This window comes from Pantoea sp. EKM103V (assembly GCF_011800365.1).
In the GTDB taxonomy this organism is placed as follows: domain Bacteria; phylum Pseudomonadota; class Gammaproteobacteria; order Enterobacterales; family Enterobacteriaceae; genus Pantoea; species Pantoea anthophila.
In genome coordinates this window covers 78,962-98,399 of the sequence record NZ_JAALFQ010000004.1, presented here as the reverse complement: position 1 = coordinate 98,399, position 19,438 = coordinate 78,962, and the positions used below count along the sequence as shown (strand labels likewise).

Sequence of the window (19,438 nt, the reverse complement as noted above, 5' to 3'; positions counted from 1 at the left end):
TTTACTCAGGATGCCAGCGTCATACCCGCCAGTTTGCGCCAGTAACCATTGCAATCGCAGCCTTTCGCGACCATTAACGGAGCCTGACCATTCTCATTGGCCCGGAAACGATCTATCTCTGCCAGCGTGGTGCTGTCCTGCGGAGAGAGCCGGACGCAGTCGACCCACTCCCGCATCCCCGCCAGATCGTTCCCCAGGTTGTAACAGTAGCCGCTCATGGTCTGAATGCCGTTGAGCACGAACACCGGCTGCCCCTCCTGCGAGCTGACGCGGCGGCCTGTCGGATAGTTGATACAGCAGGTTTCGCAATCGTCCTTCGCGCGGTTTTCCGAGCGGGCGGTAAAGCAGCGCGCCGAGAGCGCCAGCGGCAGATGACCGTAGCCCATCACCTCCACCTCAAACTGCTGCCGGATACCGCGCGTTTCGCACTGTTCCAGCAGCTGCAGCAGCCAGTCGCGTGACATCTCAACCGGCATACACCAGCGCGTCATTCCCTCCCTGACCAGCAGTTGCAGGGTGTCAGCGTTGTAGACGTTCAGCGTCGGGCCTGCCACAAAGGGCAGGCGGCGCTCAGCGGCCATGTTAACCGTGCCGATATCATTCGCTTCAATCAGGAACTCGCCGTTTTCGACATAACGCTGCAGCTCTTTCAGTTCAGAGGGGGACTGCAGCAGCGCCAGGGTGCTCAGCACCACCTGTTTGCCGCTGGCCGCGACGTCACGGGCCATCTCCATCCAGCGGCCATAAGGCGTCGCGCGGCGTTTACTGCACACCACTTCGCCGAGGTAAATAATCTCCGCGCTACTGCGGGCAGCCTGCTGGTAAAACTCCTCCAGCGTGGGGGTTGGCCAGTACCAGAGCACCGGCCCGACGGCATATTGCATCATGACTCCTTATTGCCATTCACGGTGATAAGCACCCAGCGTGGTTTGTGTGCCTTCAGAGAGATCGCCCAGCGTCTGCATCCACCGGGGCGCCACCTCAAATTGTTCCGGCCGGGCCTGACAGCGGTCGATCGCCTGACGCCAGACGCGCGCGACATCAGCAACATAGGCGGGACTGCGCTGGCGACCCTCGATCTTGACCGAGGCGACCCCGGCCCGCAGCAGTTCCGGCAGCAGCTCCAGCGTGTTCAGGCTGGTGGGCTCTTCCAGCACGTGATAACGCTGGCCGCTGACCTCATACCGTCCTTTGCACAGTGTCGGGTAACCCGCGCTTTCATCCGCCGCGTAGCGATCGATCAGCACTTCGTTCAGGCGGGATTCCATACCCTGCGGCGTCTGCTGCCAGCGCACAAATTTCGCCGGAGAACAGGCACCGGCGCTGTTAGGCGACTCACCGGTCAGCCACGAGGAGAGGTAGCAGCGGCCTTCCGCCATAATGCACAGGCTGCCAAACGCGAACACCTCCAGCGGCACCGGCGTGCTGCGCGCCAGCTGCTTTACCTGATGCAGAGAGAGCACCCGCGGCAGCACCACACGCTGCACGTTAAAGTGGCGATGATAAAAGCGAATCGCCTCCAGATTGGTGGCTGACGCCTGCACGGAGAGATGGCGCTCCACCTGGGGATAGTGCGTCGCCGCATACTCCAGGGTAGCGATATCGGCGAGGATCAGCGCGTCGGCCCCGTTCTGCGCCGCCACATCAATGGCCCGCTGCCAGCGTCCCATGCCGTCCGGATGGGCGAAGGTATTGATTGCCACATGCAGTTTGCGGCGATGCTGATGCAGATAGCGAGCCGCTTCGGCCAGCTTTTTGTCGGTGAAGTTCAGGCCCGCGAAGTGGCGGGCGTTGGTGTCATCTTTCAGCCCCACATAGACCGCATCCGCGCCATTCTCGACGGCGGTGCGCACTGCGGGCAGGTTGCCTGCCGGGCAGAGCAGTTCCATAGGTGTTCCTCTCAACATGCAGATGGGCGTCGAGTCTAGGCATCTGCGCCGGGAGGCGTATTGATTTGGGGCAGTGAATTTTCCGTTCCTCCCCACCGGTGCGGCTTTTTTTTCCTGCCGGGAGCGCGATTTTTATTGATCCCGGATGAGGTGTGTCGAAACGGATATGGCAATATACGTAAAATTTTCTGAAGGGAGGGACAAAAGTGTTAAAGCGGATTCATGCCCATTTTGTGAAAAAGGCTCCGGAAATCTTAGGCTTACCCGCAGCGCTTACCCCATTCCCGGTCAAAAAGCGGCTTCTGCAACAACTCTTAAACTGGCAATTTCGTCATGCTTTAGCTGAAGGTGAGTTAGACTTTCTGGAAGGTCGCCTGCTGGGTATCGGGATTGCCGATCTCAATCTGCAATGGATTACCACGCTGCAGGACGGCCGGCTGGTGGTATTGCAACAGTCCGAAGCGGATGTCTGGTTTCGGGGCAATGCCAATGATTTGTTGCTGGTGGCAGCACATAAAGCAGATCCCGACATGCTCTTCTTTCAACGCCGTCTGGTGATTGAAGGGGACACTGAACTGGGACTTGAGGTGAAGAACGTAATGGATGCTATTGAACCCGAGGCTATGCCCACCGCGTTACGCACGGCAATTCAGCAGATGGCGGCCTTTGTCGACGCCGGGATGAAACAGGACGCGAAGGCCGGACAGGCACGCGCAGGTGCCCTATGCTGATCCGTAGCGAAATTGGCGTGGATGCCGCAGGCATCGACACGCTGCTCAGACGCTGTTTCACGTCGCCCGCCGAGGCGGAACTGACGCAGTCGCTGCGCGAAGATGGCCTGTTAACCTTAGGCGTGGTCGCCACTGACGATGAGGGACAGGTGCTGGGTTATGCTGCATTCAGTCCGGTCAGCGTTAAAGGTGAAGATCTTGGCTGGGTGGCGCTGGCCCCGCTGGCGGTGGATGAGACGCTACGCGGGCAGGGCATTGCCAGCAAACTGATTTATGAAGGACTGGATACCCTCAACGAGTTCGGTTACAGCGCGGTGGTCGTGCTGGGCGATCCGGCATTCTTCAGCCGCTTTGGCTTTGAACCGGCAGCCCGCGTCGGCCTGCACAGCCGCTGGCCGGACAGCGAGGCGACGTTCCAGGTCTATCGCCTGGCAGAGACGGCGTTTGAGGGCGCAGACGGAGAGATCGACTTCGCCGAGCCCTTTAATCGCCTGCTGTAATACCCAGCCAGCTCTCCAGGCTGACCGGCTGACCCGCCACTAACTGGAGTTTCTGCTGACGGGTCAGCTGCTTGACCTGATACTCCAGTCTGGAGGCGCTGGCACGGTCACCTACATCACAGTGAAACACCAGCGCCAGCGGACCTTTGCCGCGCAACGCGCGGGCGCCGCGTCCGGTCTGGTGCTGATCAAACCGGCGCATCACATCCGTGGTGATGCCGGTGTACAGGCTCCCTTTCGCCGTACGGACGATGTAGAGTTGCCACTGCTGACTCATCGCAATCATTTCCCAAAAAAAAGGTGCCGGGCAGTGTAGCGCGCTTTACACTCCGGTGCATCGCCAGGAGTTTATCTTGTCCGATCACGCCCATCTGGTTCGCTATCTTCGAAAGCAACATGTGCTTTCTCTCTGCTCTGCCGCCGACGATCAACTCTGGTGCGCCAACTGCTACTACGTCTTCGATGAAGCGCGCATGGTGTTCTGGATTATGACCGAGCCCGACACCCGTCACGGGGCGTTGATGCTGAAGAATCCGCAGGTCGCGGGCACCGTCAATGGCCAGCCCAGAAGCGTGTTGCTGATAAAAGGGGTGCAGTATCGTGGCCGGATTGTGCGGCTGGAGGAGGAAACGGAGAAGGTCGCCAGAGACGCCTATCAGAAACGGTTTCCGGTGTCGCGCAAAGTCTCAGCACCGCTGTGGGAGATTCAGCTTGATGAGGTGAAGATGACCGACAATGCGCTGGGATTTGGTAAGAAGATCAGCTGGCGGCGGGAAAGCTGAAACGCCCTTTTCAGCGAAAAGGGCGCAACGGATTTACAGCGCTTCGAGGATACGCAGAGATTCGCGATTGAAGGCAGGTAAATCGGCCGGGGTGCGGCTGGTCACCAGCTTATCGCCGTCAACCACCACTTCCTTATCATGGAAGTCGGCACCGGCGTTAATCAGGTCGATGGCAACGGCTTTTACGGTGGTCATCTTGCGACCACGCACGCCGTTGGCGCTGATCAGCAGCTGGGGTCCGTGACAGATAGCAAAGATAGGCTTGCCGCTGGCAACAAACTCTTTGGTGAAGGCGACAAAGCGGTCATCGCCACGCAGCGAATCCGGCGAGTGACCGCCTGGCAGCAGCAGCGCATCAAACTCAGCCGGGCTGACGTCGTCAATGCTGCGATCGATGGTCACTTCGGCTTCGCCTTTTTTGCCTTTTACGACATTTCCGGCCTGGTTCTCAATGGTCACTACCTCAAACCCGGCGCGTTTGTAGACCTCAGCAGGTGACGTAAATTCTGAGTCTTCAAATTCATCGGTAATCAAAACCGCAACTTTCTTGCTCATTTTGTTTCCTCCTTAAAGCAGTGGAGCGCGAGGCGCGCTTTCCGGATCAGGGTTTAAGCCTGGTCGCTATGGGCGAGAACGCAAGCCAGACCGTTAAGATCAGCTATCTTTTAAGCTGTCAGCAGTGAAATAAGGATGAATCTGAGATGAATCGCGTATTACTGACCGGAGCCACCGGCTTAGTCGGGTCGCATCTGCTGCGCTTACTGATTGAGGATCCGCGCGTCGATGAGATCATCGCGCCAACCCGCCGTCCGCTGCCTGTCCTGCGTAAGGTCGTCAACCCGGTGGAGGCCGATCTGACTGATGTGCTCGGGCCGTTGCACTCTTCGCTGGATACGGTGTTCTGCTGTCTGGGCACCACGCGCCGGCAGGCGGGCAGCAAAGCGGCGTTTATTCACGTCGATTACACCCTGGTGGTGGACAGCGGATTGAGCGGACTGCGGCTGGGGGCAAAACAGATGCTGGTGGTGAGCGCCCACGGTGCCAGCCGTCACTCACCTTTCCTGTACAGTCGCGTGAAAGGCGAAATGGAAAACGCATTGCGCCATCAGGGCTGGCCGCACCTGACGCTGGTACGGCCTTCGTTACTGCTGGGCGATCGGGCGCAGACGCGTCCGGGGGAACGCCTGATGGCACCGCTCTTTTCTCTGCTGCCGGGTCACTGGCGGGCGGTGAGCGCACGTGACGTGGCCCGCTGTCTGCATCAGCAGGCGTTCACGCCAGCGGGCGAAAGCGTCACTGTCATTGAGTCGGGCGACATCCCGCGTCACTCAGCGTAACTGCCAGAGGATCTGATTGCGGCTGCCGCGCCAGGGCAGCGAGGCATCCTTCTCCTCTTCGATAAAACGACCATCTATCAGCACGTCGAGATAGATCAGCACGGCGCGCTGCGCGGCATTCAGCTCCTGCATCCGGTAACCGGTCCAGAGCCAGATATCTTTACCGGGACAGCTCTGGCGCACCCGCTTCACCAGACGGCGAATGTGCGGCACGTTGTGCGGATGCAGCGGATCGCCGCCGCTCAGCGACAATCCCTGACGCGGAATGCGCGTGTCCTGCAAATCCGCCAGCAGCTGCTCCTCCATCGCCAGCGTGAAAGGCACGCCGGAGTCGGTTCGCCAGGTACTCTGGTTGTAGCAGCCGCGACACTGATGTTCACAACCGGCGACAAACAGCGTGCAGCGTGTGCCGGGGCCATTCACGATATCCACATCGTAGTAGCGATGGATATGCATCATCCCAGCGGTCCTTCTGCCAGATGTTTCACCCGGCGCTGCACTTCCTGCTGTTTTCCGGCGTTAAAGGGCCGCGCATCCGGGCTGCCGAGATAGCCGCAGACCCGCCGGGTGACGGAGACGCGCGCCGGATCGTGATTGCCGCACTGCGGACAGGTAAAGCCGCGGCTGGTACAGGTAAACTCACCGTTGAAGCCGCAGTCATAGCACTCATCAATCGGGGTGTTGGTGCCATAGTAGGGCACGCGGTCGTAGCTGTAGTCCCAGACATCCTCCAGCGCCCTGAGGTTGTGCTGCACGTTCGGGTATTCGCCGTAACAGATGAATCCGCCATTGGCCAGCGGTGGATAGGGCGCTTCAAAGTCGATTTTATCGTAGGGATTCACCTTCTTCTCAACGTCGAGATGGAAGCTGTTGGTGTAGTAGCCCTTGTCCGTCACGCCCGCCACCAGACCAAACTGCGCCGCGTCCAGACGGCAGAAGCGGTCACAGAGATTCTCGCTCGGTGTGCTGTAGAGGCTGAAGCCGTAATGGGTTTCGGCTTTCCAGCGATCGGTGGCAGCGCGCAGATAGGCGATGATCTCCACCCCTTTGGCGCGCAGCGCCGCGTCATCATAGGGGTGCTTCTGGCCGCCGCTGAGGGCATTCAGGGTTTCATGCAGGCCGATATAGCCCAGCGACAGGGAGGCGCGGCCATTGCGGAAAATCGGCCCCACCTCATCATCGGCGTTGAGCCGGACACCGCAGGCCCCTTCCATGTAGAGGATGGGGGCCACGCGCGCTTTGGTTTTCTCCAGTCGCGCCACCCGCGTCATCAGCGCCCGCTTCGCCAGCAGCAGACGCGCATCCAGCAGTTGCCAGAAGCGCGCTTCATCGCCGCCCGCTTCCAGCGCGATGCGCGGCAGATTGACGCTGATCACCCCGATGTTGTTGCGGCCCTCATGGATCTGTTCGCCGTTCTCTTCGTAGACGCCAAGAAAACTGCGGCAGCCCATCGGGGTTTTAAACGAGCCGGTGACTTTCACCACCTGATCGTAGTTGAGGATGTCGGGATACATCCGTTTGCTGGCACACTCCAGCGCCAGCTGTTTGATGTCATAGTTAACGTCGCCTGCACGCCGGTTAACGCCTTCGCGAATGGTGAACACCAGTTTGGGAAAGACGGCGGTTTTACGGTTTTTACCGAGTCCGGCCAGGCGGTTGCGCAGAATCGACTGCTGGATCAGGCGGGCTGCCCAGTCCGTTCCCAGGCCAAAACCAAAGGTGACAAACGGAGTCTGTCCGTTGGCGGTGTGCAGGGTATTCACCTCATACTCCAGCGACTGAAAGGCGTCATAGCACTCTTTGTCGGTGCGCTGGCGCGCATACGCTTCTGCCTGCGGGATCTGCCACTGTTCCGCGATCGCCAGATGCCGGGCATAGCTCTGCTTAACAAACGGCGCCAGCACCTCATCGATGCGATTGATGGTGGTGCCGCCGTATATATGGCTGGCGACCTGCGCGATAATCTGGGCCGTCACGGCGGTGGCGGTGGCGATCGATTTGGGCGGCTCGATCTCGGCATTGCCCATTTTGAACCCGTTGGTCAGCATGCCTTTAAGATCGATCAGCATGCAGTTGAACATCGGAAAGAAGGGGGAGTAGTCGAGATCGTGATAGTGGATCTCGCCGCGCTCGTGCGCCAGCACCACATCGCGTGGCAGGATCTGCTGCTGCGCATAGTGCTTCGCCACGATCCCGGCCAGCAGGTCGCGCTGCGTCGGGATCACTTTGCTGTCTTTGTTAGCATTCTCATTCAGCAGCGCGGCGTTGGTCTGATCGACCAGCCCGCGAATGGCGTGATGCAACTGGCTCTGCCGATCGCGGGCCACATCGCGATCGTGACGGTATTCAATATAGGCGCGAGCCAGTTGCGGCCAGGGGCCCGCCATCAGCGTCTCTTCGACTGCGCACTGAATCTCACCGATATCCACTTCCGGACGATTGGCCAGCTGCGCCGCGACGCGCTCAGCGACCTGCGCGCACCAGGCGCTGTCATCGACCTTTACGGCCCGTGCCGCCGCCAATACCGCATGCTCAATACGCTGCGCATCGAAGCCTGTCCGGCACCCATCACGTTTGATTACCACCGTCGCCATTTCTCTCTCCATGAACCACATATTGGGGTTCCGGGAATTCTATTCCCTACATGTAGTGATTTCCGGAAATTAATGCGCGCGGTTTTGACCTGAAACAAAGAAGGCTCTACATAGTGGATCGTGCTGGCGGGTATAAAAAGAGAGGGCAGGTTACCGTCTGGTGCGGGGGAGCGGCGGGGAGCGCGGATGCGCCAGACCCGCCGCCGTGACGTCAGGCGGGGCCGCTTACCGAATGGCGGCGCACCAGCGTCGGGCTGAACATATGGGTGACTTCCGGCAGCGGCTGGTCGTTGGCCAGCGCCAGCGCCAGCTGAGCCGCCTGCTGCGCCATGGTGACAATCGGATAGCGCACGGTAGTGAGGCGCGGACGCACATAGCGCGACACCAGCACATCATCGAAGCCAATCAGCGACATCTCTTCCGGCACGCGCACGCCGTTGTCGCTCAGCACCGCCAGCGCGCCTGCCGCCATGGAGTCGTTGTAGCAGGCGACGGCGGTAAAGTTCCTGCCGCGCCCTAACAGTTCCGTCATCGCCTGCTCACCGCCCACCTCATCCGGTTCGCCCCAGGTGACCAGCCGATCGCTGCAGGGCAGGCCATGCTCCTTCAGCGCATCGTAGTAGCCCTGCAGGCGATCTTCGGCATCAGAAATGGTGTGGGTCGAACAGATAAAAGCGATATTCTGGTGGCCAAGCTGGATGAGATGGCGGGTCGCCAGCCAGGCACCGTAGCGGTCGTCGAGCGCAATACAGCGCTTTTCAAAGCCTTTTATCAGCCGGTTCAGCAGCACCATACCGGGCACCTGCTTCATCAGCACTTCCAGCTCCGCATCGGGAATTTTCTTGGCGTGAACCACCAGCGCCGCACAGCGGTGGCGCATCAGCTGTTCAATTGCCTGCCGCTCTTTTTGCTCATTATGGTAACCGTTACCAATCAGCAAAAAGTTACCGGTGTCGCCTGCGACCTCATCCACGGCTTTCACCATGGCACCAAAAAAGGGGTCGGAGACGTCGCCCACAATCAGACCCAGCGTTTCAGTCGATTGCTGCGCCAGCGCGCGTGCGTTGGCATTCGGGTGATACTGAAGCTGCTCCATCGCCTGGCCTACGGCCTGTCGGGAGCTGTCGCTGGCTTTGGGAGAATTATTGATTACACGGGAGACTGTGGCGACAGAAACGCCAGCCAGTCGCGCAACATCCTTTATGGTAGCCATGCGTTGACCTGTCCGGGGGAAAACGTTTACACATCGCATCAGTGTTACGGAAAAGGGCAGACACATCAACCCGACAGAATGCCAGCGTCGTCGCAAAAAGGGGCAAAATCGGACCCGCAGGCACATCTTCTGCTGAGAGGCCGCCCCATGTTATGCTCCCTCTCCCCCCTGGCTACCGTGAAAAACAACGATGAAAACCAAAGTGCCACACCTGGCGCACTGGGGCGCCTTTACCGCCATCACTGAAAACGATCGCCTGACGGGCTGCGAACCTTTCTTCGCCGATGCCGATCCGTCACCGATGATCCACACCATTCCAGAACTGGTCTATTCCGACAAACGCATCCGTCAGCCGATGGTGCGGCGCTCGTGGCTGAAGTCACGCGAAAACAGCGACCGCACGCTGCGTGGCCGTGAAGACTTTGTTGCCGTTGACTGGGAGACCGCGCTGAACCTGGTGGCGGAAGAGAATCGCCGCGTCCGTGAGCGCTACGGTGCCTCAGGCATTTTCAACGGTTCCTACGGCTGGTCATCGGCCGGTCGCGTTAACCACGCCCGCACCCTGGTGCGCCGCTTCTATTTTCAGGGCGGCGGCGGCGTCGATCAGCAGGGCAACTATAGCTGGGGAGCCGCGCAGTTCTTCCTGCCCTATGTGATTGGCACCTATATGCCACTGACCGGCCGCGTGACCGAATGGCCGCAGGTGGTCGAACATGCTGAGATTTTTGTCGCGTTCGGGGGACTGGCGCTGAAAAACGCTCAGGTCGCCTCCGGCGGGGCGGGGCAGCACAGCCTGAAACCGGCGCTGCAGCAGCTGGCGGCCAGAGGCACGCCGGTGATTAACATCAGTCCGATGCGCGATGACTGCCCGGAATTTGTGAACGCCGAGTGGATTCCGATTCGCCCTAATACCGACGTAGCACTGATGCTGGCGCTGGGTTATGAGATCAACCAGCGTGGCGCAGTGGATGAGGCGTTTCTCGCCAGTCACTGCACCGGCTGGCCGCAGCTGCGTGCCTATCTGCTGGGCGAAACGGATGGCGTGGCGAAAACCGCCGGCTGGGCCAGCCGCATTACCGGCATTCCGGCCGATCGTATTGTGCAGCTGGCGCAGCAGCTGATCGGCAAGCGCAGCTTTATTACCTGCTCCTATTCGGTTCAGCGCGCCCATCGCGGCGAGCAGCCTTACTGGATGATGATTGCGCTGTCGTCGATGCTCGGTCAGCCGGGTCTGCCGGGGGCCGGTTTCTCATTTGGTCACGGCTCAATGAACAGCGTTGGTAACCCGCGTCAGGAGGGGCCTGCCCCGATGATGAGCACCGGTCCTAACCCCGCCGGGCTGTCGATTCCGGTGGCCCGGATCAGCGATATGCTGCTCAATCCCGGTCAGCCTTACCGTTTTCAGGGCGAGACGCTGCACTATCCCGACATTCACATGGTGCACTGGGCGGGCGGCAATCCTTTCCATCATCATCAGCAGCTGAACCGGCTGGTGGCGGGCTGGCAGCGGCCCGATACGGTGGTGGTGCAGGATATCGTCTGGACGCCTGCCGCCCGGATGGCGGATATCGTCCTGCCCGCGACCACCACGCTGGAGCGCAACGACATCGGCGGCTCGTCACGCGACCGCTTTGTGCTGGCAATGCATCAGGCGATTAAACCGCAGCATCAGGCGCGCAACGACTTCGATATCTTTGCTGACCTGGCGGAGCGCCTGGGCTACCGCGACACCTTCACCGAAGGGCGCAACGAGATGCAGTGGATTGCACATCTCTATCAGCAGTGCGCCACGGCATACCAGCGTAAAGGGATCGATTTTCCGGAATTTGATGAGTTCTGGCAGCGCGGATTTGTGGAAATTCCCGAAGGCGGCAAGCCTTATCAGTTTATGGAGGATTTCCGGGCCGATCCGCAGGCGAATCCGATTAAAACGGCCAGCGGCAAAATCGAGCTGTTCAGCCAGACCATTGCGGATTATGAGCTGGACGATTTCGCCGGGCATCCGGAGTGGCGTGAGCCGCAGGAGTGGCTGGGATCGCCGGTCAGCCGCGACTATCCGCTGCACATGATCTCCATTCAGCCTGCCGACCGGCTGCACAGTCAGCTGGACGCCACCGATACGGTGCAGGGGAATAAAACCGCCGGCCACGAAACGCTTTACATGCATCCGCAGGATGCGGCGGCACGCGGGCTGGCAGAGGGCGATGAGATCGAGGTGAGCAACGCTCGCGGGGTGATGCTGGCGGGTGTGCGGATCACCGACGGGGTTACGCCGGGCGTGGTGATCATCGCCACCGGGGCCTGGTTTGATCCCGGCTTCGGCCAGGCGTGGCAGCCTTACGATCGCGCAGGGAACCCTAACGTCCTTACGCTCGACATCGGTACCTCGTCGCTGACCCAGGGGCCAAACGCCATGAGTTGCCTGGTGGAAATCAAAAAACATCAGGATTGCAGAATAGCGTAAAGATCTCATGGCTGGTTACATTTTGCCGGTAACTGTTGCGTTTGAGTGATGGCAGCCGATCAATCGCCCTTGCTACAGTCAGGGTCCCAGAGGTATTGATGGGTGAACATCAATAGATTTTCTTGATTACACCAACCTGCGCAGATGCGCAGGTTTTTTTTTGCCGCCAACCGGTGTCCGATAACGAACTGATACACAGTTTTCCTGTTATCCGGACCGCGCTTTCTTTATAACTGCTGGCTTAGCCCCTTTTCTTTATTTTGCGCAGCGGAACGCCATGCCCCGGATTAAAAAACTACTGGGAAAAGACCAGATAAAAGCCCCCTTTAACCCTTTCCGATTCCGGCTGATCTGCCTGGGTGTGATGACCTGTCTGGTGGTGCTGCTGGCGCGCGTCGCGGACCTGCAGTTCCTGAATCAGCCGATGCTGGAGCACGAAGCGGATCAGCGATCGCTGCGAACCGTCACGCTGCCCACCAGTCGCGGCACCCTGCTGGATCGTAACGGCGAAGCCCTGGCGCTCAGCGTGCCGTCGCGCGATGTGATCGCCGATCCGCAGCGCGTGCTGGAGAGCAACCCCGATTTTACCAGTGCCAAATGGGCCTATCTTGCCGCGGCGCTGAATACCCGTCCCGAAGTGCTGGCCGCGCAGATCACCGCCAACCCGAAACGCCGCTTTCTCTACCTGGGGCGCAAAATCGAACTGGGGATCGCCAAAGATATTAAAGAGCTGAAGCTGAAGGGGATCAGCGAAGTCTATGATGACAGCCGCTTCTATCCAATGAGCGAAGCCTCTGCGCCGCTGATCGGCATCGTCGGGGCCGATAACGTCGGTCTGAACGGGCTGGAAAAAGGCTTTGATAAGGTGCTGCAGGGCGAGCCGGGCAAAGAGGTCTATCGGCAGGATGCGGCGGGCAACATTATCTCGATGATTAACTATCAGCCGCCAACGCAGCCGCCAACGGTGCAGCTCAGCATCGACAAATACGATCAGTACACCCTCTACAGCAAACTGCGCGACGGCGTGCTGCTCAACAAGGCGGATTCTGGTGCCGCCGTGCTGGTGAAGATCGACACCGGCGAGATTCTGGCGATGGCCTCCTATCCGTCGTTCAACCCCAACAACTATGAAGGGGCCACGCCGGCGCAGATGCGTAACTCGGCTATCAACGACAGCTACGAACCGGGGTCGACCGTCAAGCCGTTAGTGGTCATGGAGGCGCTGGAGCGCCATCTGGTGCGGCCCGACTCGGTGATCGACACCACGCCTTATCGGGTTAACGGGCACCTGATCCGCGACGTCGGCCACTGGCCGCGCCTGACCATGACCGGCATCCTGCAGAAGTCGAGTGACATCGGCGTCTCGCATATGGCACTGGCGATGCCCGCCGAAGCGCTGGTCAACACCTACCATGCGTTCGGACTGGGTAAACCGACCGGCTTAGGCCTGACCGGCGAAAGCGTGGGTTACTTCCCGCTGCATCGCGCCCGCTGGGCCGATATCGAACGCGCCACCTTCTCGTTCGGGTATGGTCTGCGCGTCACGCCGCTGCAGATTGCCCGTGAATATGCCACGCTCGGCTCCTATGGCGTCTACCGTCCGCTGTCGATCACCCGCGTGACGCCGCCGGTTCTGGGCAAGCAGGTCGCGAATCCGGAAACGGTCAAAGAGGTGGTGCATATGCTGGAGAGCGACGTGCTGCCGGGCGGCACCGGGGTGAAGGCGGCGGTGCCGGGCTACCGGCTGGCAACCAAAACCGGTACGGCGGAAAAGATGGGCACCAGCGGCAAATATGATGGCGGCTACGTCAACTATACCGCCGGTCTCGCGCCCGCCAGTCATCCTGAAGTGGCGCTGGTAGTGATGATTAACCATCCGACGGCGGGCGATCACTTCGGTGGCTCAGTGGCCGCACCGGTGTTCGGCAACATCATGGGGCCGGTGCTGAAGCACATGAACATCGCGCCGGACGCGATCTACAGCAAGCCGGTCACCGGCGCTTCAGATAAATCCTAGACAAATCAGAGTGTAAGCGCGGGGTGGCTAATTTTCACACCTCGTTGCATTTCCCCGAATTCGGTTGCGTTTTCACGCTGTCACCGCAGGGCAAATCAGTGCGACGATAGCGATCCCAGAGGTATTGATGGGTGTGAAAACAACACCGCTTCGGCGGTGAGACCCTGTTATTACACCAACCCACGCAGAAGCGTGGGTTTTTTTTGCCTGTCCGGTGTGCCTCTGACGGATGTGGTCAGACACGCAGTGGGCCGCCCCCGGCGGTGGCTGGCAGGCACCCTGATGCGGTGTCGGTATGGCGATAATTCTGTTGTCGAACTGCCTCAAATCCTGCATCGTGAGGGCCTATTTTTCCCCGATGCTAAGGAGCCGGCATGGTTTTCACACTCTTGCGCCTCATCTTCCGCCTGTTATGGCGGGTCGAACTGCGTGGCGACGTCGCCGAACTGCATAAACAGAAGGTATTGATCACGCCGAACCATATGTCGTTTCTCGACGGCATATTGCTGGCGCTATTTTTGCCGATCAGACCGGTCTTCGCCATCTACTCGACCATCGGCGAAAGCTGGTTTATGCGCCTGGTCAGACCGTTTATCGACTTTGTGCCGCTGGACCCGACCCGGCCGATGGCGCTGAAGCAGCTGGTGCGGCTGATCGACAGTGGCCGTCCGGTGGTGATCTTCCCGGAAGGGCGGATTACCGTCACCGGCTCGCTGATGAAGATCTACAGCGGGGCGGGCTTTGTCGCGGCCCGCTCGGGTGCGAACGTGGTGCCGATGCGGATTGAAGGCGCAGAGTTCACGCCGTTTGGTCGCCTGGCGGGCGTGTTCAAACGCCGCCTGTTCCCGCGCATCACCCTCTCTGTGCTGCCCGCCACCCGCATTCCGATGCCGGAGGCGAAACGGGCGCGCGACCGGCGTATGCTGGCCGGGGAGCATCTGCACCATATCATGATGGAAGCGCGCATGGCGGTGCGTCCGCGTGAAACCCTGTTTGAGGCGCTGCTCTCCGCCCGGACCCGCTACGGCGTGTTTAAGCGCTGCATCGAAGATGTCAGTTTCAAACCTGACAGCTACAACGGACTGCTGAAAAAGTCGCTGGGCGTGGGCCGGATTCTGGAGCGCTACAGTCAGCCGCGTGAAGTGGTGGGGCTGCTGCTGCCCAATACCACCGTGACGGCCGCGGCGATTTTCGGTGCCTCACTGCGTGGTCGCGTTCCGGCGATGCTTAACTACACCGCAGGCGTGAACGGCATGCGGGCGGCGCTGACCGCCGCGCAGATTAAAACGGTCTTCACCTCACGGCAGTTCCTGGAGAAAGGCAACCTGTGGCATCTGCCGCAGGGGCTGGACGATGTGCAGTGGATTTACCTGGAAGATCTCAAAGATACCGTCACCAGCAAGGACAAGCTGTGGATCCTCGCCCATCTGCTGATGCCACGCCGCGCCCAGCTGCCGCAGCAGCCGGAAGATGCCGCGATGGTGCTGTTTACCTCCGGCTCGGAGGGCAATCCCAAAGGGGTGGTGCATTCGCATAAAAGCCTGCTGGCGAACGTCGAACAGATCCGCACCGTGGCGGACTTCACGCCGCGCGATCGCTTTATGTCGGCGCTGCCGCTGTTTCATGCCTTTGGCCTGACCGTCGGCCTGTTTACGCCGCTGATGACCGGCGCGCAGGTCTTTCTCTATCCCAGCCCGCTGCACTATCGCATCGTGCCGGAGCTGGTCTATGACCGCAACTGCACCGTGCTGTTTGGCACCTCCACCTTCCTGGGCAACTATGCGCGCTTTGCCGCGCCGTACGATTTTGCCCGCCTGCGCTATGTGGTGGCGGGGGCCGAGAAGCTGCAGGAGAACACCCGCCAGCTCTATATGGAGAAGTACGGCATCCGCATCCTTGAAGGCTATGGCGTCACCGAGTGTGCGCCGGTGGTCGCCATCAACGTGCCGATGGCGACGAAGGCGCACACCGTCGGACGGATTCTGCCGGGCATGGATTCACGGCTGATGTCGGTGCCGGGCATCGAGAACGGCGGACGGCTGCAGCTGCGCGGGCCAAACGTGATGAAGGGCTATCTGCGCGTCAAAAACCCTGGCGTACTCGAAGCGCCGGTCGCCGACGATGGTGAAGGCAATAGGGAGGCGGGCTGGTATGACACCGGCGATATCGTCAGCTTTGATGAAGGCGGTTTCTGCCAGATTCAGGGCCGTGCCAAACGCTTTGCCAAGATTGCCGGTGAGATGGTGTCGCTGGAGATCGTTGAGCAGATCGCCCTGAAAGCGTCGCCGGACAAACAGCACGCCGCCTCACTGCGTCCCGATGGGCAGCGCGGCGAAGCGCTGGTGCTCTTCACCACCGACGCTGAACTGGCGCGCGACACGCTGCAGAAAGCGGCACGCGAGCTGGGCGCGCCGGATCTGGCGCTGCCGCGCGACATCCGGGTGGTGAAACAGCTGCCGCAGCTCGGCAGCGGGAAACCTGACTATGTGACGCTGAAAAAGATGGCGGAAGAGGAGCAGACATGAGCCCTGATCGCACTGCACCGCTGATGTCACGCGGCATGATCGCCGTGATTGTCGCCCAGTTCTTTTCCGCCTTCGGCGATAACGCGCTGCTGTTTGCCACGCTGGCGCTGCTGAAAAGCCAGTTCTATCCCGACTGGAGCCAGCCGATCCTGCAGATGCTCTTTGTCGCGGCCTACATTCTGCTGGCGCCTTTTGTTGGTCAGGTGGCGGACAGCATGGCAAAAGGGCGGGTGATGATGCTCGCCAACAGCCTGAAGCTGCTGGGGGCGCTGACCATCTGCTTCGGCTTCAATCCGTTCATCGGCTATACCCTGGTCGGCGCGGGGGCGGCCGCCTATTCCCCGGCCAAATATGGCATCCTGGGTGAGATTACCCACGGCGAGAAGCTGGTGAAAGCCAACGGGCTGATGGAGGGCTCGACCATCGCCGCCATTCTGCTCGGCTCGGTGGCGGGCGGAATGCTGGCGGACTGGCATCTGCTGGCGGCGCTGGGGATCTGTGCGCTCACCTACGGCATTGCGGTCGCCGCGAACCTCTTTATCCCGAAACTGCAGGCGGCGCGGCCAGGCCAGAGCTGGCGGCCGGGCGTCATGGTGCGCCGCTTTTTCGATGCCGTTGGGCTGCTGTGGCGCGACGCAGAGACGCGCTTCTCGCTGCTCGGCACCAGCCTCTTCTGGGGCGCTGGCGTGACATTGCGTTTCCTGCTGGTGCTGTGGGTGCCGGTGGCGCTGGGCATCAGCGACAACACCACCCCCACCACCCTGAATGCGATGGTGGCAATCGGGATTGTGCTGGGAGCGGCGGCGGCGGCGAAGCTGGTGACGCTGGAGACGGTGCGCCGCTGCATGCCCGCGGGCGTTCTGATTGGCGTGATGGTCGTCGTCTTCTCGCTGCAGCATTCGCTGGTCAGCGCCTATCTCCTGCTGATGCTGATTGGCGCGCTGGGCGGTTTCTTTGTGGTGCCACTGAACGCGCTGCTGCAGGCGCGGGGCAAAGAGAGCGTCGGTTCCGGCAACGCGATTGCGGTGCAGAATCTCGGTGAGAACAGCGCGATGCTGGTGATGCTGGGGCTCTATACGCTGGCGATAAAGGCGGGTGCGCCTGCTGTCGCAACGGGCGTCGGGTTTGGCGTACTGTTTGCGCTGGCGATAGCCGTACTGTGGCTGTGGCAACCGGCTAAGCGTTAAGCGCGTCACCGCCTCTCTCCGGCCTGCGCGGCGGAGAGAGGCGGATGGACGAATCAGCGACGGACCGCGATCGCTTCGATTTCAATCTTCACATCTTTTGGCAGACGCGCCACTTCGACACAGGAACGCGCCGGGAAGTGTGCGTCATGCTCGGTGAAAAACGCCTCATAGGTGGCGTTGACCGTGGCAAAATCATTCAGGTCCTTCACGAACACCGTGGTCTTCACGATATCGCCCACCTTCAGGCCCGCCGCTTCCACAATCGCCTTCACATTCTCCAGCGACTGACGCGCCTGTGCGGCAATGTCATCCGCCACCTGGCCGGTCACCGGATCAACCGGGATCTGACCTGAGGTGATGATCATGCTGCCCAGATCGACACCCTGAACATAGGGACCGATCGCGGCAGGGGCTTTCTCAGTACTGATTTCACGGGACATCATGGCTCCTTTAATTATGTCGTCAGGCGGCGGTGCCGCCGGTGTTGCCCATTATAAGGTCGGGCAGGGCGATTACCAGTGACCCAGCACCACGTGGCGGGCGAACTCTTTTTCGCAATATTTGCATTTGAGATGCACATCGTCGGCGCGCTGCTTCACGGCAAAACTGGAGAAGACCGGCTCGCTGCGGCTGATGCAGTTGCTGTTGGGACAGGTCAGCACCCGCTCGATGCGATCCGGCAGCGTCGGGGCGATCTTGGCCACCACCTCATAGTCGTCGATGCGGTTAACCGTGGCATCGGGCGCATAGACCGCCAGCTGATTGATCTGATCGTCGGTAAGAAAGGTGTTTTCAATCTTGATCAGATCTTTGCGACCCATCTCGCCCGACGGCAGATTCAGGCCGATGGTGATGCGCTGGTCGGTTTCGGTCAGCCGGAACAGAGAGAGCAGCTTAAAGCCGATCTGTGCCGGAATGTGGTCGATGACCGTGCCGCGTTTGATCGCTTCGACCTGCAATTTGTTGTCCTGCGTCATGATGAGATCTCCTTACAGGGCGAGTTCGCTGTTTAAAACCAGTGCCAGCAGAGCCTGGCGTGCATAGATGCCGTTACCCGCCTGCTGGAAATACCAGGCGTAAGGGGTGCTGTCGACATCGGTGGTGATTTCGTCGATGCGCGGCAGCGGGTGCAGCACTTTCATGTTGTCACGCGCCGTGGCGAGATCGGCGGCGCGGAGGATGAACTGCGCTTTGACGTTGGCATATTCAGACGGATCGAGCCGCTCTTTCTGCACCCGCGTCATGTAAAGAATATCGAGCTGCGGCATGACCTCTTCAAAGCTGTCGTGACGTGACCAGGGGATACTCTTCTCGTCCAGCATGTCGGTGATATAGGCGGGCATCGCCAGCGCATCGGGCGCGATAAAGAAGAAGCGGTTGCCATCAAACTTCGCCAGCGCCTGGGTCAGGGAGTGCACGGTGCGGCCATATTTCAGATCCCCCACCATCGCCACGTTCAGGTTATTCAGGCGGCTCTGGGTCTCCTGGATGGTGAAGAGGTCGAGCAGGGTCTGGGTCGGATGCTGATTGGCCCCGTCACCGGCGTTCAGAATCGGAATGCCGCCGGAAAACTCCGTCGCCAGCCGCGCCGCGCCCTCCTGCGGATGACGCATCACAATCGCATCCACATAGGTGCCGATGACGGAAATAGTGTCGGCCAGGGTTTCGCCTTTTTTGCCCAGTGACGTGTTGCTGCCGTCAGCAAAGCCCACCGCTGAGGCACCCAGACGGTGAATGGCGGTTTCAAACGACAGGCGGGTGCGGGTCGAGGCCTCAAAGAAGCAGCTGGCAATCACCTTGTGCTTCAGCAGTTCCGGCTGCGGATGGGCTTTAAGCTGAGCGGCGGTGTGCAGCGCCAGCTCCAGCTCTTCACGACTGAGGTCGTTAATTGAAATGATGTGCTTGCGGTATAGCGGGTTAGCCATAACTCTCTCCTCTGCGCGGCCGGATTGCGGACAAAAAAAAGCCCCTGTTTAAGGGGCTTTTTTATGATCGGGTCGATGACCGAAAGAAACAGCAGCACCGCCTGCGGTCAGGCGTGATGGCGCGTCAAATTGTCCGCTGTGCTGTCGCATATTTCCTCCGGCAAATTGGGGCGCATTATACCCGTTCGCGGTGGCGCAGCAAGGGAAAACGTTTGCGCTGCGGAGTGGGCCAGGGCGGCAGACGAGTGACAACCTGTGGGGTCAGCCCGCCTGC

At 60.3% G+C, this 19,438-nt stretch carries 18 protein-coding genes; 8 read left to right on the top strand and 10 right to left on the bottom strand.

Annotated features, from left to right (window positions below):
• Window positions 1-5: 5 nt before the first annotated feature.
• Complete coding sequence (locus HFD97_RS11280) at window positions 6-884, bottom strand: U32 family peptidase (protein WP_167432002.1); 879 nt, start codon at window positions 882-884, stop codon at window positions 6-8.
• Between the two features lie 9 nt (window positions 885-893).
• The gene (locus HFD97_RS11275) at window positions 894-1,889 is read right to left on the bottom strand and encodes a peptidase U32 family protein (RefSeq protein WP_167431944.1); all 996 of its coding nucleotides are present in this window, start codon (window positions 1,887-1,889) and stop codon (window positions 894-896) included.
• Window positions 1,890-2,095: 206 nt separating this feature from the next.
• Between HFD97_RS11275 and HFD97_RS11270 the strand changes: the two genes are divergently transcribed.
• Entirely contained in the window at window positions 2,096-2,620 is a 525-nt protein-coding gene (locus HFD97_RS11270; RefSeq protein WP_167431945.1) for an SCP2 domain-containing protein, read from the top strand.
• Window positions 2,614-3,120, top strand: coding sequence for a GNAT family N-acetyltransferase (locus HFD97_RS11265; protein WP_167431946.1), 507 nt, complete (start codon window positions 2,614-2,616; stop codon window positions 3,118-3,120). The genes HFD97_RS11270 and HFD97_RS11265 overlap by 7 nt, the downstream gene beginning before the upstream one ends.
• On the opposite strand, the gene HFD97_RS11260 is transcribed toward HFD97_RS11265, so the two are convergent.
• The gene (locus HFD97_RS11260) at window positions 3,104-3,397 is read right to left on the bottom strand and encodes a GIY-YIG nuclease family protein (protein WP_167431947.1); all 294 of its coding nucleotides are present in this window, start codon (window positions 3,395-3,397) and stop codon (window positions 3,104-3,106) included. The genes HFD97_RS11265 and HFD97_RS11260 overlap by 17 nt on opposite strands.
• 76 nt (window positions 3,398-3,473) lie before the next feature.
• On the opposite strand from HFD97_RS11260, the gene HFD97_RS11255 reads away from it, so the two are divergent.
• The gene (locus HFD97_RS11255; RefSeq protein ID WP_167431948.1) at window positions 3,474-3,902 is read left to right on the top strand and encodes a YhbP family protein; all 429 of its coding nucleotides are present in this window, start codon (window positions 3,474-3,476) and stop codon (window positions 3,900-3,902) included.
• Window positions 3,903-3,935: 33 nt separating this feature from the next.
• On the opposite strand, the gene HFD97_RS11250 is transcribed toward HFD97_RS11255, so the two are convergent.
• Entirely contained in the window at window positions 3,936-4,457 is a 522-nt protein-coding gene (locus HFD97_RS11250) for a type 1 glutamine amidotransferase domain-containing protein (RefSeq protein ID WP_009092391.1), read from the bottom strand.
• Between the two features lie 146 nt (window positions 4,458-4,603).
• Between HFD97_RS11250 and HFD97_RS11245 the strand changes: the two genes are divergently transcribed.
• Window positions 4,604-5,239 carry an NAD(P)H-binding protein gene (locus HFD97_RS11245; RefSeq protein ID WP_167431949.1) on the top strand — a complete coding sequence of 212 codons (636 nt, stop codon included), beginning with the start codon at window positions 4,604-4,606 and terminating at the stop codon, window positions 5,237-5,239.
• Here the strand turns inward: HFD97_RS11245 and nrdG are convergent.
• From nrdG to galR, 3 genes are all read right to left on the bottom strand, one after another.
• Complete coding sequence (gene nrdG / locus HFD97_RS11240; protein ID WP_167431950.1) at window positions 5,231-5,698, bottom strand: anaerobic ribonucleoside-triphosphate reductase-activating protein; 468 nt, start codon at window positions 5,696-5,698, stop codon at window positions 5,231-5,233. The two genes, HFD97_RS11245 and nrdG, sit on opposite strands and share 9 nt — an antisense overlap.
• Window positions 5,695-7,833 (bottom strand): anaerobic ribonucleoside-triphosphate reductase, encoded by a 2,139-nt coding sequence (nrdD, locus tag HFD97_RS11235; protein ID WP_167431951.1) that lies wholly within the window; start codon window positions 7,831-7,833, stop codon window positions 5,695-5,697. Before nrdD ends, nrdG begins: the two co-directional genes overlap by 4 nt.
• 211 nt (window positions 7,834-8,044) lie before the next feature.
• The gene (gene galR / locus HFD97_RS11230) at window positions 8,045-9,046 is read right to left on the bottom strand and encodes an HTH-type transcriptional regulator GalR (RefSeq protein ID WP_009092386.1); all 1,002 of its coding nucleotides are present in this window, start codon (window positions 9,044-9,046) and stop codon (window positions 8,045-8,047) included.
• 190 nt (window positions 9,047-9,236) lie between these two features.
• Between galR and HFD97_RS11225 the strand changes: the two genes are divergently transcribed.
• The 4 genes from HFD97_RS11225 (at window position 9,237) to lplT (ending at window position 17,239) form a co-directional block, all read left to right on the top strand.
• The gene (locus HFD97_RS11225) at window positions 9,237-11,510 is read left to right on the top strand and encodes a molybdopterin guanine dinucleotide-containing S/N-oxide reductase (protein WP_167431952.1); all 2,274 of its coding nucleotides are present in this window, start codon (window positions 9,237-9,239) and stop codon (window positions 11,508-11,510) included.
• Between the two features lie 277 nt (window positions 11,511-11,787).
• The gene (locus HFD97_RS11220; protein ID WP_009092384.1) at window positions 11,788-13,527 is read left to right on the top strand and encodes a penicillin-binding transpeptidase domain-containing protein; all 1,740 of its coding nucleotides are present in this window, start codon (window positions 11,788-11,790) and stop codon (window positions 13,525-13,527) included.
• A gap of 374 nt (window positions 13,528-13,901) precedes the next feature.
• On the top strand, window positions 13,902-16,052 hold the full coding sequence (aas, locus tag HFD97_RS11215) for a bifunctional acyl-ACP--phospholipid O-acyltransferase/long-chain-fatty-acid--ACP ligase (protein ID WP_167431953.1): 2,151 nt from the start codon (window positions 13,902-13,904) through the stop codon (window positions 16,050-16,052).
• A complete protein-coding gene (gene lplT / locus HFD97_RS11210) occupies window positions 16,049-17,239 on the top strand; it encodes a lysophospholipid transporter LplT (protein ID WP_167431954.1) in 1,191 nt (396 codons plus the stop codon). Before aas ends, lplT begins: the two co-directional genes overlap by 4 nt.
• Before the next feature lie 53 nt (window positions 17,240-17,292).
• On the opposite strand, the gene ridA is transcribed toward lplT, so the two are convergent.
• The 3 genes from ridA to pyrB all read right to left on the bottom strand — a co-directional run bounded on the left by ridA (window position 17,293) and on the right by pyrB (window position 19,164).
• Complete coding sequence (gene ridA, locus HFD97_RS11205) at window positions 17,293-17,679, bottom strand: 2-iminobutanoate/2-iminopropanoate deaminase (protein WP_058957616.1); 387 nt, start codon at window positions 17,677-17,679, stop codon at window positions 17,293-17,295.
• A 72-nt stretch (window positions 17,680-17,751) separates the two neighbouring features.
• On the bottom strand, window positions 17,752-18,216 hold the full coding sequence (gene pyrI, locus HFD97_RS11200) for an aspartate carbamoyltransferase regulatory subunit (protein ID WP_009092371.1): 465 nt from the start codon (window positions 18,214-18,216) through the stop codon (window positions 17,752-17,754).
• A 12-nt stretch (window positions 18,217-18,228) separates the two neighbouring features.
• Window positions 18,229-19,164, bottom strand: a complete 936-nt coding sequence (gene pyrB / locus HFD97_RS11195) for an aspartate carbamoyltransferase (protein ID WP_009092369.1) — start codon at window positions 19,162-19,164, stop codon at window positions 18,229-18,231.
• Between the last annotated feature and the right edge of the window lie 274 nt (window positions 19,165-19,438).